General features: G+C 63.1%; 14 protein-coding genes. 7 read left to right on the forward strand and 7 right to left on the reverse strand.

Annotated elements, in window-relative coordinates:
* Window positions 1-289: 289 nt before the first annotated feature.
* On the reverse strand, window positions 290-532 hold the full coding sequence (locus tag NKH16_RS26650; RefSeq protein WP_352902706.1) for a DUF982 domain-containing protein: 243 nt from the start codon (window positions 530-532) through the stop codon (window positions 290-292).
* Window positions 533-1,961: 1,429 nt separating this feature from the next.
* Window positions 1,962-2,831, reverse strand: coding sequence for a LysR family transcriptional regulator (locus NKH16_RS26655; RefSeq protein WP_352747706.1), 870 nt, complete (start codon window positions 2,829-2,831; stop codon window positions 1,962-1,964).
* An 87-nt stretch (window positions 2,832-2,918) separates the two neighbouring features.
* On the opposite strand from NKH16_RS26655, the gene NKH16_RS26660 reads away from it, so the two are divergent.
* The 5 genes from NKH16_RS26660 to NKH16_RS26680 all read left to right on the forward strand — a co-directional run bounded on the left by NKH16_RS26660 (window position 2,919) and on the right by NKH16_RS26680 (window position 9,079).
* Window positions 2,919-3,992, forward strand: a complete 1,074-nt coding sequence (locus NKH16_RS26660; protein ID WP_352747708.1) for an alkene reductase — start codon at window positions 2,919-2,921, stop codon at window positions 3,990-3,992.
* A 127-nt stretch (window positions 3,993-4,119) separates the two neighbouring features.
* A complete protein-coding gene (locus NKH16_RS26665; protein WP_352747711.1) occupies window positions 4,120-5,100 on the forward strand; it encodes an NADP-dependent oxidoreductase in 981 nt (326 codons plus the stop codon).
* A 249-nt stretch (window positions 5,101-5,349) separates the two neighbouring features.
* A complete protein-coding gene (locus NKH16_RS26670; protein WP_352451924.1) occupies window positions 5,350-5,835 on the forward strand; it encodes a (2Fe-2S)-binding protein in 486 nt (161 codons plus the stop codon).
* Entirely contained in the window at window positions 5,832-6,821 is a 990-nt protein-coding gene (locus NKH16_RS26675; protein WP_352451925.1) for an FAD binding domain-containing protein, read from the forward strand. The genes NKH16_RS26670 and NKH16_RS26675 overlap by 4 nt, the downstream gene beginning before the upstream one ends.
* A complete protein-coding gene (locus NKH16_RS26680) occupies window positions 6,818-9,079 on the forward strand; it encodes a xanthine dehydrogenase family protein molybdopterin-binding subunit (protein ID WP_352451927.1) in 2,262 nt (753 codons plus the stop codon). Before NKH16_RS26675 ends, NKH16_RS26680 begins: the two co-directional genes overlap by 4 nt.
* Here the strand turns inward: NKH16_RS26680 and NKH16_RS26685 are convergent.
* Both NKH16_RS26685 and NKH16_RS26690 read right to left on the reverse strand, forming a co-directional pair.
* On the reverse strand, window positions 9,018-9,923 hold the full coding sequence (locus tag NKH16_RS26685; protein WP_352902739.1) for an amidohydrolase: 906 nt from the start codon (window positions 9,921-9,923) through the stop codon (window positions 9,018-9,020). The genes NKH16_RS26680 and NKH16_RS26685 overlap by 62 nt on opposite strands.
* Window positions 9,904-10,218, reverse strand: coding sequence for a zinc-binding metallopeptidase family protein (locus NKH16_RS26690; protein ID WP_352747715.1), 315 nt, complete (start codon window positions 10,216-10,218; stop codon window positions 9,904-9,906). Before NKH16_RS26690 ends, NKH16_RS26685 begins: the two co-directional genes overlap by 20 nt.
* Window positions 10,219-10,302: 84 nt before the next feature.
* Between NKH16_RS26690 and NKH16_RS26695 the strand changes: the two genes are divergently transcribed.
* Together NKH16_RS26695 and NKH16_RS26700 are read left to right on the forward strand one after the other, a co-directional pair.
* Window positions 10,303-11,133, forward strand: coding sequence for an AraC family transcriptional regulator (locus tag NKH16_RS26695; RefSeq protein ID WP_352635533.1), 831 nt, complete (start codon window positions 10,303-10,305; stop codon window positions 11,131-11,133).
* 70 nt (window positions 11,134-11,203) lie between these two features.
* Complete coding sequence (locus NKH16_RS26700; RefSeq protein WP_352635535.1) at window positions 11,204-11,635, forward strand: cupin domain-containing protein; 432 nt, start codon at window positions 11,204-11,206, stop codon at window positions 11,633-11,635.
* Window positions 11,636-11,690: 55 nt separating this feature from the next.
* On the opposite strand, the gene NKH16_RS26705 is transcribed toward NKH16_RS26700, so the two are convergent.
* The 3 genes from NKH16_RS26705 to NKH16_RS26715 form a co-directional block, all read right to left on the reverse strand.
* Entirely contained in the window at window positions 11,691-12,137 is a 447-nt protein-coding gene (locus tag NKH16_RS26705) for a nuclear transport factor 2 family protein (protein WP_352454540.1), read from the reverse strand.
* A 130-nt stretch (window positions 12,138-12,267) separates the two neighbouring features.
* Complete coding sequence (locus NKH16_RS26710; RefSeq protein ID WP_352747717.1) at window positions 12,268-12,822, reverse strand: nuclear transport factor 2 family protein; 555 nt, start codon at window positions 12,820-12,822, stop codon at window positions 12,268-12,270.
* On the reverse strand, window positions 12,819-13,802 hold the full coding sequence (locus tag NKH16_RS26715) for an alpha/beta hydrolase (protein ID WP_352747720.1): 984 nt from the start codon (window positions 13,800-13,802) through the stop codon (window positions 12,819-12,821). Before NKH16_RS26715 ends, NKH16_RS26710 begins: the two co-directional genes overlap by 4 nt.
* Window positions 13,803-13,820: the final 18 nt, after the last annotated feature.

Below are 13,820 nucleotides of genomic sequence, written 5' to 3' on the forward strand. Positions count from 1 at the left end.
AATGCCCGGACGTTTCGTCTTCACGTAGACCGGTGGAGAGAACCAGAGAGGACCCATAAGGGGGAACTTAGAGCGGCAAGAGCCCGCCGACCAACCCCGCTTTAGCCGCAGCTAAGGGAACGATGTAGGCCCTCGCGGGTTTAGAGGTGGCAGCGGGATTCTTCGTGGATGTGCAGCCGCTGTGGGGGGGTCCGTCGCCTCTCCCTCACCGGCGGCGGGCTCCTTTCGCGAAGGCGGTGTTGGTAATAGACTCCTTAGAACCTTATACCGCATCCAATTTAGCTAGTTCTCATTGGGGGAGTAATGTCCCCTCCTCTTTTGCAGCAGCCAGGAATGCCTTGCGGGCCTCCTCAGGTTCCATCTCGTCGAAAATCACGGCCATGCAAACGCGCACCGCGAGGTCCCAGCAAGGGCCACGCTTGGTCCACTTCATCAGCTCCTCGCCGGCTGTCTCGGCGTTGTTGACGTTGTGGATGATCCCGGGACGCTCGGTCTTGACCGGGACCGGAGGGTTGAACCAGTGGGGAGCCATACGTCACTCTTTGTCGGCCCGATCAAGTTCCTCCAGCAAATACTTTTGCTCAGCCCAGTTCCCGTTCTACAGGCAGAGTGAGCAGGTTGCGAAGGTAATTGCGGATTACCTCCTCTAACTATTGAAAATGGCGCAGGACGGCGCGCTTTCGTTGCGATGTGCCACAGTGACTGAAGTTGGCTGACAGCTACTCGCGACAGTCGAAAGCCACGCAGAGGCCTATGGCAGTTGCTGCCTCGACGATCGCCTCGGTTAGTTCTTCGTCGGAGGCCACCAAATAAGGCGCAGCCTCCCGAGCTTCGCGTAGTGCCGCTTTCATCGAGACCGTGTCGCGACGGTCCGCCCTGTTGAGGAGTACAGTGATTGCTTGCTCTAGAAGCGGACCTACCCTTTGCGCGACGCTCATCCAGCCCTCCCCAGGGACACGCCGAAGGAGACTCTACTCACTTCCTGACCGACATCAACGCCATGTAACAACCGTACAAAATTGGTGCGGTGCTGGGCCGCAACAGCCAGGAATGTTTGGTGGAAAAATTCGTCCGGGTGATCGGATAATTGGCTCGCGCGAAGACCCCCCGTGCCCCCTTTCGTCCACCCTCAACGGACCGTGGCCGAGCTAGTTGGGCAACGAAGCTGTGTCTGACACAAGCGCCGAATTAACTGTGGGTGTCGCGGGAACGGCAGCAGTCGATTTGGGTTGTTCGCACCCGTCAGCGGTCTTGTTCTCTTTGCACTCTGGACTGTCGGGGGCTCGCCCGTTCCCGATAATCTTGCCGGCAACAACCGTGTCTTTGTTTCCGGCGGTGGTGCTGTCGTCAGCTAGAGCGGGACTAACCCAAAGCATCAAGGCAAGTATGGCGCACGATAGCGACTGCGACTGCATGGCCCCTCTCCTCTTCTAAGGAGCCGCTAATGTACAATCAATGCAACCGGAAGTCTTGGCGCATTTCAAGATCTCGAACTCGACCCATACAGGCACGGGCAGCGCTTTGGATGAGGTGCGATAGATCGGAGGTGGACCACCATTGCAGCGCTGTTCCACCCGTTATCTCGCCAACTACGGTCATTCAGACATACGCCGTTGCTTGCGTGAGGAGGCTCATGGGTAGACGCTGCGGAGAAATGCTACGACGTAGTCTGACTTCAGCACGTGAAAAAGCTTCCTGTTACCCTGCAAGATAATCCCGGCGAAGTACGCTCGAAGGTCCGTCCCTGCCATCTGGATCACGAAGGCGGAACCGCCGCTCATGCCGTCCGGATGCTTTGTGGAAGCGGTCGTATCAAGCTACTGAAAATAAAAGATTTTCTGGCACTTTCATCCCCGGTTCGATTTATCAAATTTGTCCGACCTGGGGAGCCACCGTCTTTTCTACGCCAAGTCGCGATTTTGCACGCCGGCTTGCGATTTTTCTCGGCGTAACGATCTGGGTCATGTTTCCACCAGCCTGGCGGACAGGAATTCGATGAAGCGCTGGGTCTTGGCTGGAATGAGGCGAGTTTCGGTGACGGCGTGAATGCTGACCGACGATCCCTGCCATTCGGGCAGGACACGCCGGAGCCTGCCCGAGGCCAAATCTTCGGCGACGATCTTCTCGGCAAGCAGGGCGATGCCCTGGTGGTTGACCGCCAGGGCGCGGATCATCCCGACGCTGTTGACTGTGAAGCGGCCTCCAACCTCGACTTCGACCTTGTTCATCCCCTGATGCAAGGTCCAGATCTTCGGCATGCAGATGCATTCATGCTCCGCCAGATCCGCCGGTGTCGCCGGCTCGTCGGACGCTTCGATGTAGCCAGGAGACGCATAGAGGTGGCGCGCGTGGCGCCCGATCAGGCGAGCGATCAGGCTGGAGTCTTCCAGCTCGCCGATGCGGATCGCTACATCGAACGGCTCGGCCACCAAATCGACGCGGCGCGGGGTCAGGTCGAACTCGAAGGTGATGCCGGGATAGTGCCGCGCGAAATCGACGATGATCGGCGTCAGGTAAAGCGTGGCGAAGTCGACCGGGAGCGAGACCCGCAGGACACCGCTTGGCTGCTCCAGCATCGCGCCGAGCTGCTCGTGTGCGAGCCGTGCCTCGTCGACGATGCGCTTGCTTCGTTCGTAATAGAGCTGGCCGGCCTCGGTGAGCTCGATCTTGCGCGTCGTTCGATGCAGAAGCCTCAGGCCGATCGCCTTCTCCAGCGCGCTGATACGTCGCGACAGAGTCGAGTTGGGCATGCCCAGAGCCTCAGCCGCCTTCCGGAAGCTCCTCGCTCTCGCCACCTCCACGAACAGCGCCATGTCGTTCAAGTGGCTCACGCTATTGCTCCATATTTGGAATATTGATTTCACTTTTGCCGGATTCATCCCGACATTAGAATAGTGGACAAGGGCTCCAGCAAAAGAATGGAGATCCCAATGAGTCCCTTATTCACCTCTGTCCGCGTCGGTCGCTACACTCTGCCGAACCGCCTCGTCATGGCCCCGATGACCCGTAGCCGCGCCGGCTTCGACGGTACGCCGGGCGAGCTGGCCACCGAATATTATTCCCAGCGCGCCGGCGTCGGCCTGATCGTCACCGAAGGCACCCAGCCCTCGGATGACGGCCAGGGCTATCTCACCACCCCGGGCATCTACACGCCTGCCCATGTCGCCGGCTGGCGGAAGATCACTTCCGCCGTGCACGACAAGGGCGGCCGCATCTTCATCCAGCTGATGCACGCCGGGCGCATGTCGCATCCCGACAATACGCTGCATCACCGCCAGGGGGTCGCGCCCTCCGCGATCGCGCCGGGGGCGGGTATGTTTACCATGACGGGGATGCAGGACATTCCCACGCCGCGCGCGCTGACGACCGAAGAGGTGCGCCAGACGGTCGCCGATTTCCGCCATGCCGCGCGCTCGGCGGTCGAGGCCGGCGCCGACGGCATCGAGATTCACGGCGCGAACGCCTACCTGGTCCAGCAGTTCTTCGCGCCCAGCGCCAACACGCGCACGGACGAATATGGCGGGTCGATCGAGAACCGAGCGCGCTTCGCCATCGAAGTCGCCACGGCGATCGCCGAGGAGATTGGCGCGGACCGCACCGCGATCCGCCTGTCACCCGGGACGACGATATGGGGGATCGACGAAGGCGCCGAAGGGCCGGACCTCTACCGCTATCTGGTCGCCGAACTCGACAAGCTCGGGCTCGCTTACGTGCACATCATGCACCAGGGCGACGAGGCGCTGCTGGCCGATATCCGCAAGCTCTGGCACCAATCGCTGATCCTCAATCGGCCAAGTCGTCCGCGTGACCAGATCGGCGCCGACGTAGCTTCGGGGCGGGCCGATCAGGAGTCCTACGGCCAGATGGTCCTGGCCAATCCGGACTTTGTGGAACGGTTGAAGACCAATGCGGCGCTGAATGCGGCAGTCCAAGCCACTTTCTATGGTGGCACCGCCCTGGGCTACACCGACTATCCTGCTTTGAGCACGTAAAGCGCAAGCAAGTAAATCCCCAAGCGCCGGCAGTCTAATAACATTTCTCACCCGCGGTGGACTGCATAATTCGAAGTTCTTCTTGAGAGACTTCAAACTATATCGTCCAACAGGAAGGAGAAGCCTGATGAACCAACTCAATGACTTCCAAAGCGCCCCCGGCCGGGCTGAACCGCTTGGCTCCGGCCGGGCCCTACGTCTTCAAGCATATGGCGGCACAGAGAGCTTGAAAGTCGATTGGCTATCCGCCCCCGAGCCTGGTCCCGACCAAGTGCTCGTCCAGGTCAAGGCTGCCGGAGTAAACGGAATCGACTGGAAAATCCGTGAAGGCTACGTCCGCGACAAGTTCAAGTTATCTTTGCCCGCGACGCTTGGCATCGAAATGGCGGGGGTCGTGCTGCGGACCGGCTCCAACGTCGAAGGCGTGAGGGTCGGAGACCGGGTCATGGCCGCGCTGGGTGGCCTGGGCGCTTATGCTGACCACTTGCTGATAAATGCCGAAAAACTCGTCAAGACGCCTGCGGTCCTGTCAGACATTGACGCGGCGGCAGTACCGGTGGCGGCGATGACGGCATGGCAAGTCCTTCAGGTCGCCGATTTCAACCTTCGGGGGCGGCGGGTGTTGATCCACGGCGCGGCTGGTGGGGTGGGCAGCTTCGCTGTCCAGTTCGCCAAGACGGCTGGAGCGACCGTCTATGCTACAGCCTCAACCAAGAGCGTGGCCCATGTCCAAGCCTTGGGCGCTGACGAAGTGATCGATTACCAGAAACAGAACTTCGAGCTTCTTGCGAGCGACATTGACCTTATCGTCGATCTTGTCGGGGGCCAGGTCTTGGACAAATCTTGGTCGGTCCTATCGCCTGGCGGCGTCCTGGCCAGCATCGCTGCAACTGATGTGGTTTCGCGCGCCCCGGCAGGCCGTCATGGCATCTGGTTGTCAGTCAAACCTGACACCGCGCGCCTAGCCACAATCGCTCAAGAGATCGCTGACGGCTCGCTGCGGTCCACGATTGCAGAAGTGGTCGGCTTCGACGATCTGGCATCCGCGATCGAGCGCAATCGCACCGGCCACGCTCCCGGAAAGATAGTCTTAGACCTCACCAGGTGACTTCAGCTCATGGTAATCGTCCCTAAAGGGGACCGTCTGCATTCGGCTCATGTTGGGACGGCCGTGAACCACAGTTATGCAGGGCCTTTCCGCTCCGCCGCAAATCTCAAATGCGCGTTTTTTAGCCTTCCCTGACCGGCAGCGCCTTTTCACCGGAATCGACCGCCCTATTTCGCCTCGACAGGTGGGTGGCTGCTTGCTGGACGAGTCCCTGCGACGAGTACGGCATGTGCTTCGAGGTAACCCCCAATGGACTTCCACGATCGGCACCTATTGCGGTTGCGGGTGAACGGAGAGGATCACAGCCTTTCCGATCTCGATCCCCGCGTCACGCTGCTCGACCTGCTGCGCGAGCGGCTTCATCTGACCGGAACGAAAAAGGGATGCAATTTCGGCGAGTGCGGCGCCTGCACCGTGCATCTCGACGAACGGCGTGTGAATGCCTGCATGATACTTGCCGTGTCCTGCGAGGGACGCGAGGTCACGACGATCGAAGGCTTGGCAAACGGCGATGCGCTTCATCCCGTGCAGCAGGCGTTCATCGATCATGATGGGTTCCAGTGCGGATTCTGCACGCCCGGACAGGTGATGTCGGCGGCGGCACTGATCGAGGAGGGACATACCGGCTCCGATGCCGAGATCCGCGAATGGATGAGCGGTAATCTGTGCCGCTGCTCGGCCTATCCGCAAATCGTCGAGGCGGTGCGCTCAGCGGCCGGGAGGGCGATCCAATGACCCCATTCGTCTATGCGCGCGCCGACAGCCTGGGCGACACGATCGCAGCCGGTGCCGCGCCCGACAGCGCCTTTCTCGCCGGCGGCACCGAATTGCTCAACTGGCTGCGCCTTGGAATTGCCGGGCCGGCGCGGATCATCGATATCTCCCGCCTCGACGGGCTGGATCAGATCGAGGCACTGCCCGGCGGCGGCTTGACGATCGGCGCGCTGACGCATCTCAACGATGTCGCGCAGCATGCGCTGGTGATGCGCGATTATCCGGTGTTGAGCCAGGCGATCCTCAACGCCGCATCGCCGCAGCTGAGAAACCTAGCAACGATAGGCGGCAATCTTCTGCAGAAGACGCGCTGTGCCTATTTCCGTGCCGAAGAGCAGTTGCCATGCAACAAGCGTCAGCTCGGCTCCGGCTGCTCGGCATTGCATGGCATCAACGACAATCACGCGATATTCGGCTGGACCGAGGATTGCGTCGCCACCCAGCCATCCGACCCGGCGGTGGCGCTGGCAGCACTTGATGCGGTCATCGTCACCGCGCACCGCAGCGGCGGCCGGCGCATTCCGGCAGCGGAATTCCACCTGCTTCCCGACACGCGGCCCGAGGCAGACAATGTGTTGCAGCAAGGCGAACTGATCACGGCAATCGAGCTGCCGGCGCCGGCGCCGCGATCGGCTTACCTCAAGGTGCGCGAGCGCGAATCCTACGAGTACGCCATCGTCTCTGCCGCCGCTGTGCTGGAGATGGACGGCCAAACCATCCGTCGGGCGGCCCTGGCGCTGGGGTCCGTCGCGCTGCGGCCGTGGCGGCTGAGCGCCGCCGACCAGCAGCTCGCCGGTGCCGAAATCGGCGATCGCGAGGCGTTGAGCACCGCTATCGAGCAATCCTTCGCCGAAGCGCGTCCCTTGTCGCAGAACGCCTACAAGATCGAACTGGCCAAGACCGCCGCTTTGCGGGCGATCGAAAGAGCAGCGAGGATGCCGTCATGATGATCAGCCAGCCTGTTGCCCGCCCTGACGGCGGCGTCAAGGTCACCGGCCGCGCCCGCTATGCGGCCGACTATTTCGCCCCCGACCTGCTCTATGCGGTACTCGTGACCGCGCCCGTTCCGGCCGGCCGCGTGACGTCGATCATGGTCGACGACGCGCTCGCCGAGAACGGCGTCGTGCGTGTGCTCACGCATGAGGACATGCCCAAATTCGGCCGGTTCGTATCGCCAAGGGCCGAGCCCGATACGCAGATGCAGCAAGCCGAAGGCCCGCCCGCGGCGCAGAGCTTCATGCCCATGCAGGGCGACGAAATACGTCACGAGGGCCAGCCGCTTGCCATTGTGCTGGGCGAGACGCTGGAGGCGGCGGAGGCCGGCGCTCGCCGCGTCGCGTTGCGCTACGCGTTCGCCGAGCCGGAGTTGCCGGCACCCCCCGAGTGGACCGCCATCGACAAGGCTGCTGTCGTGCCGAGGGAGAGCGGCTTCCTGTTCCTGGAGCCGACGTTTACGAAGGGCGAGGTCGACCGCGGGCTTGCTGATGCCGCCGCCACGGTCGAAGCCGTCTATTTGCAGCCGTCGCGCCATCACAACGCCATGGAGCCCTCGGCGACGCTCGCCGAATGGAATGACGGAGAGCTGACGCTGCACGACGCCACGCAGCACGTCTACGGTGTCCGCCAGGTGGTTGCCGCCCGCATGAATGTCCCGGCCGAGAAGGTCCGCGTGATTTCCCGCCATACCGGCGGCGGCTTCGGCGGCAAGGGCTGGATCTGGCCGCATCAGGTGCTGGCCGCCGCCGCCGCGCGCATCATGGAGCGCCCGGTCAGGCTGGCGCTAAGCCGAGCCAATGCCTATTCGTGCCTCGGTTATCAGCCGCGCATGGCACAGAAGATCGTGCTGGCGGCGGACAGGTCGGGCAAGCTGACCGCCGTGCAACAGGACGTGGTCAACCTGACCACCGTGACCGACGATTTCGTCGAGTTCGCCACCGAAGCCTCGAAGGGTCTCTACGCCACGCCGGCCATGCGTCTCAGCCAGCGCGTGGAGCGCGCAAACGTCGCCATGCCGACGCCGCTGCGCGCGCCGGTCGAGGGTCCGGGCACCTGGGCGCTCGAAAGCGCGATGGACGAGCTCGCCCACCGCCTCGGCATCGATCCGCTCGATCTGCGTCTGGTCAACCATGCGGACACGGATCCGGCCACCGGCCAGCCCTGGTCGTCGAAGAAGCTGCGCGAGGCTTATGAGGAAGGCGCCCGCCTGTTCGGCTGGCGCGAGCGCCCGCGCAAGCCGCAACGCGACGGCGATTGGCTGATCGGCTACGGCATGGCGACCTGCAGCATGGGCTGTTTCCGCAACCCGACGCCTGCAGCCGAGGTCAGGTTGCACCGAGATGGCACGGTGCTCATCCGCACCGGCACCCAGGACATAGGGACCGGAACACTCACCATCTTTCCGCAGATCGCGGCCGACGTGCTGGGCCTGCCGATGGAGAGGATTGAGATGGAAATGGGCGATACACAGCTGCCGGAGGCGGGACCGACCTATGGCTCGTCATCGACCATGGGGGTGGGCGCGGCGGTGCTTGCCGCTGCCGAAGATGCGCGTTCGCAGCTTGCCCGTCTTGCCAATCTGCTGCCGGACGAGGTCGAGATGCAGGACGGCAAGATTCGCCGCAGAGGCGCTGCCGGCGGTCAGACGATCGCCGACGTGATGAGCCATACCGACATCGGCGAGATCACCGGCTCCGGCTCGTTCGATCCGGCGCAGCATGGCAAAGGCCTCGCGATGCGCACTTTCGGCGCGATTTTCATGGAGGTCGGCGTCGATCCGGGGCTCGGCCTGCTCAGGCTTCGTCGCGCCGTGGGCAGCTACAGCGCCGGCCGCATCGTCAATCCCCGCACCGCACGCAGCCAGATGACGGGCGGCATCATCTGGGGCTGGGGCATGGCGGCAATGGAGCAGAGCAGGCACGAACCGGTGCTTGGCCGGTTCCTGTCGAAGAACCTTTCCGGAGTCGCCATTCCGGTCAACGCCGACATTCCCGGCGACATCATAATCCACTTCGTCGATGAGGTGGACGAGCATGCCAGCCCGATCGGCGGCAAAGGCATCGGCGAACTCGGCGCCACCGGCGTTGCCGCTGCTGTTGCCAACGCCGTCTTCGACGCCACAGGCAAGCGGATCCGGGAGTTGCCGATCACGCCGGAAAAACTGCTGTGGAAGGATCGGCCCGCGGAAGCGTCTGCTCGACGAGGTTGACGTAATAGCGCATCACCGTCGGCACGATCTCGTCGTTGAAAACGTAGCGGTCGCCGTGCAGGCCTTCGCCCGGGCCGACCTCGCCGGCGCCGATCCACGCATAGCAGCCGCCGGCGGCGCGGATCATGAAAGCGAAATCCTCGCAGCCGAGACTGGGGCTGAACTCGGTCAAGACATTCTCCCGGCCGACGACGGAGGCGGCGGCCTCGACGGCGCGGGCCGTCGCATCGGCCGTATTGATCAGCGGCGGATAGCCCTTCCTGTAGTCGAGCCTGGCCTTGAGCGAATGCGCGGCGGCAATACCTTGTGCGATCTCGCCGATCAGCCTCTCGCAATGGTCGGAAAGGCCGTGCTCGAAGAAGCGGCAGGTGCCTTGCAGCCAGACCTTGCCCGGCACGATATTGCCGACATTGCCGCCATGAATCTGCGTGATGCTGACGACAAGCGCGCTCTGAGGGTCGACCGAGCGGCTGACGATGCGCTGGACGGCTTGCACGAAGGCGCCCGCGGCCAGGATCGGGTCATCCCCGAGCTGCGGCATGGCGGCATGAGCGCCAAGACCCTCAAAGGTCAGTTCGAAATTATCGACGGCCGCCATTTGCGGCCCGACGCGGGCGGCGATCGTCCCCAGCCTGATGCCCGGCCAGTTGTGAACCGCATAGACCGCTTCGACCGGAAAGCGCTTGAACAGGCCGTCCTCGATCATGCGCATGCTGCCGCCCTCGTTTTCCTCGGCCGGCTGAAAGATGAAAGTGACGGCTCCGTCGAAGGCGCGCGATTGACTGAGCAGTTTGGCGGCGCCGAGCAGCATGGCGGCGGGGCCGTCATGGCCGCAGGCGTGCATCACGCCCTCTTGCCTCGAAGCATAGGACAGGCCCGGTTTTCTCCAGCACCGGAAGCGCGTCGAGCTCGGCGCGAAGGCCGATAGCGCACGTTCCAGCGCCGCTGCGCAGGACACCGACGACGCCGGTGCCGCCGATCCCTTCATGCACCTCGTCGACGCCGAAGGAGCGCAGCTTCTCTGCAACGAAACGCGCCGTTTCGTATTCATTGAATGCGAGTTCCGGATTGGCATGGATATGGTGCCGCCAGCCTATAACCTCTGGTGTCAGCGCGGCGACGGGGTCATTATGCAACATGATGCCTCCTTTCCGCCGACAAAAAGCGGCTTGGTTTGCCTGCCATAGAAGGCCCGGCGAGAGGCGTCTTGAACCGGATTGACCATGGCAAGGACAAACGAAGCGGCAGAGACCGGGAAATACTGGCGCCATCCGTGCTTCCCCGACCTGGGCCTGTTCGAGGCGCGCTTCACCCGGCACCGCTATGACTTGCACACGCACCCGACCTATGTGATCGCCCTGATCACCTCTGGCTGCGAGCGCATTCGCATCGGCCGCAAAAGCGTTCTCGCTCCGGCAGGCACCATTGCCGTCGTCAATCCCGAGGAGTGGCATGACGGCGAACGCGGGGCGGATGAAGGCTGGGCCTACCGGACGTTTTATCCTTCGGTGCCGATGATGACCGCGCTTACCCGCGAACTCGGCCGCGACGGCGCTCCAGTATTTTCGCGCGCGACTATCGAAGACAGCAGTCTCGCCGCAGCATTGATGGCAGCACACCAGGGCTCGACATCCCCGGACACAATGACGGCCGAGACGTCCCTGCTCGTGGCGCTGCGACGGCTGATCGTTCGGCACGGCGACTCGAGCGGACAGGCCGAAGAGATCGAAAGCTCCGGATCGCAGCGGCGGTTCTCGCTCTACCGCGATCTTGTCGAAAGCGAGCTTGGCTCGCAGCTCGACCTCAAGCGGCTAGCCGGCGCGGCTGGCGTGACCCGATTCCAGGTCATCCGCGACTTCAACAAGGCGATCGGCCTGACGCCGGCGGCCTATATCCGCGACCGGCGATTGCGCCGGGCGAGTGCGCTGATCGAACAGGGATTTGGCCTCGCCGACGCCGCCATCGCGGCGGGTTTCGCCGACCAGAGCCATCTTTCCCGTACATTCCGGGCTATGCATGGCATGACGCCGGGCATGTTCAGAAGAGCGGGATAAGGCGCTCCTGAACAGACAAGCTTGCGCGCCAATGCTTGCTGCGCAATGCTGACGCAGCTCGGGGGGAATCATGCGAAAAATCTTGGCATCGATGCTGCTGCTCGCGGCTCCACTGTTTGCAAACAGCGCCCAGGCGCTGGATGCCAGCGGCACGCCGGTCATCGTGACCCCGCTTGCCTCTCACACCGAGACCGCGTCCGGCCAGCCGATCACGCTGCCGCAGAAGAACGTCCAGGTCCTGGTCTCGGCCTATCAGATCGCGCCGGGCGCGACCTTGCCGGTCCACAAGCATCCGTTTCCGCGCTATGCCTATGTCGAGGCCGGCACGCTTCAGGTCACCAACGTCGAGACCGGCAAGAGCAACACCTATCAAACAGGTGATTTCATCATCGAGATGATCGGGCAATGGCATCAGGCGACCAATGTCGGCGCCGATCCGGTCAAGCTGCTGGTCATCGACCAGGTCGAAGAAGGTACCAAGAACACGGTGTTGCGCCAGTAGCTGCCACGTCTGAAAACGGCGTCCGGGGCGGATCCAGCACAGCGCGTAACAGACGTCAGAACGCGAACCCCTCAGGCAAATTGTGATTCCAATAGCCTTCCTCGACAAGTTCACTTATGCGCCAGCCCTCGGACGTGCGTACGACGCGGTCTCGATACCAAAGCCCCTGGAAGAAGACCTGCCTTTTGCCTTCGCCGAGGTCGACCACCATCGGGCATGAACAATGCACGCGCGCGCTGGCCTCATCCCCTCGGAGATCCAGAAGGATTGTCGAAATGGCGTGCTGCGAGATCAATATCTTGGAAAGGGCGCCTTTCATGTAAGCAACATGCTCATCCACACCGCTCCTGATTCCACCTGTTACAGTGTCGTCAAGCACGGCATCGGGTGTGAATATTTTGCGATAGGCTTCCCAGTCGCGATCGTCCACCGCATAGCAATAGCGAACAAGCAGCTGTTCGATCTCAAGCCTATCGGAAACCTCCTGCAATGAAAGGGTCATGTCCTGTCTCCGCGGTTGGCGGCACTAATGCCGCATGCGCCAAGCCTGCCCCGACATTTCGATCAATATTCACGTTGCCGATGCTCCGAGCAACCTCGCCGCGCGACTGGGCATGCGCAAACCCGAACACTCATTTGGCCTCCGCCTTTACCCGGCCGGCGGCGGCGGCCAGCACGGCGCGATCCCCCTCTTCGTACAAGCGGCGGATGGAGATTGCCTTGACGCGCCAACCTTCCGGCGTCCGCACCAGCCGGTGGAGATAGCTGCCGCCGACCGTCCAGAACCGCCCGCCGATCCAGTGGGTTGCGCGGACATGGCTGCGCGCAACCGCACCGTTATCCCCGCCTTCGACAATGATGTTGGTGATGAGGTGCTGGGTGGCGTCGAAGCCCGGCAGCAGCGCTTGCCATTGGGCGATCAGCGCGTCGCAGCCGCTGGTCGTGACCTCGCCGCCGAAGAGGCTGGTGTAGTCGGTCGTGACACGGGCCGCGAGATAGGATCTGACCCGGTCCCATTCACGCAGATCGGCATAGAGGCCGATCCCGGCAATCGCCTCGGCGATTGCGATCCTATCTTTGACCGTCAGCGCATCTCGCGGCGCGCTCGAGGCGGGCGCCGAGACGGCGGAAACCATCGCGGCGGAAACCGCCGAGGCCAGGACATGCCGGCGGGTGACGAGGCTCATTGTCCCGCCTCCCCCGCACTGCCCAGCGTCGCGCGGAAGTGCGCGGCGACGGCATCGCTTGCGGCCTTCACCGGCGCGGCACGATCGTAGAAATCGAATTGGGTGACATTGTCGAGCCACAGCTCCCGCCTGGAACTGGTCAGCCGCGTGTAGAATTTGTGCGCCCCCTGCGGAATGGCAGCCGCCTCGCTGTGCACCATCAGAAAGGGCTGGTGCAGGCGCGGAGCAGCCTGGATGGCGTCGAACGTCAGCCAGCCGCGCCAGAACGCCGGATCGGCCTCGTTGCGCCAGGCCGGGATCATGCCGCGATCGGGCTCGGTGTAATAGGGCACCTTGAACATGACCGCGCGCTCGTCGGTCAGGCTGGCGGCCGGCAAGAACGCTTGCTTGCCGGTGCGGCGATACTCAGCCTCGGCCGCATCGCCCACGGCCTCAAGCCTGACGACGCCATTCCGGCCGCCATAGGCCTGCTCGACCACTTCGGCATCCTGCAACCAGGGCGCAACGAGGGCGACCGATTTGATCGCGGCGTTTTCGGCGGCGGCGGTGACCATATAGCCGGAGCTGGCGCAAATGCCGAGCCCGCCGATGCGGTCCTGATCGGCTTCGGGCCGGCGCGTGAGATAGGCGACCGCCGCTTCGATGTCGGCGATCTTGGCGTTAGGATCCTCGTACTGGCGGCGTATGCCGCCGCTTTCGCCCCACCCACGAAAATCGAAGGTCAAGGCGACGAAGCCACGATCGGCCATCTCGCGGGCGTAGCGGGCCGGCATCTGTTCCTTCACCGTCATCCAGGCGCCGGTCACGACCAGCGCCGGCCGAGGTTTTGCCGCGTCCAGATCCTCTGGCAAATAGAGCTCGCCGACAAGCTGCTCACCATACGAGGAGAATGTGACGCGCTCGACGCGCGGTGCGGCGACGGCATTGGAGGCGGCGAGCGCGGCGGTGGTTGCTACGGCAAGTGTCAGGGTTTTAAGCATCGCTAGTCTCCTTGGAAT

The organism is Mesorhizobium sp. M1307 (genome assembly GCF_040318155.1).
Classification (GTDB): Bacteria; Pseudomonadota; Alphaproteobacteria; order Rhizobiales; family Rhizobiaceae; genus Mesorhizobium.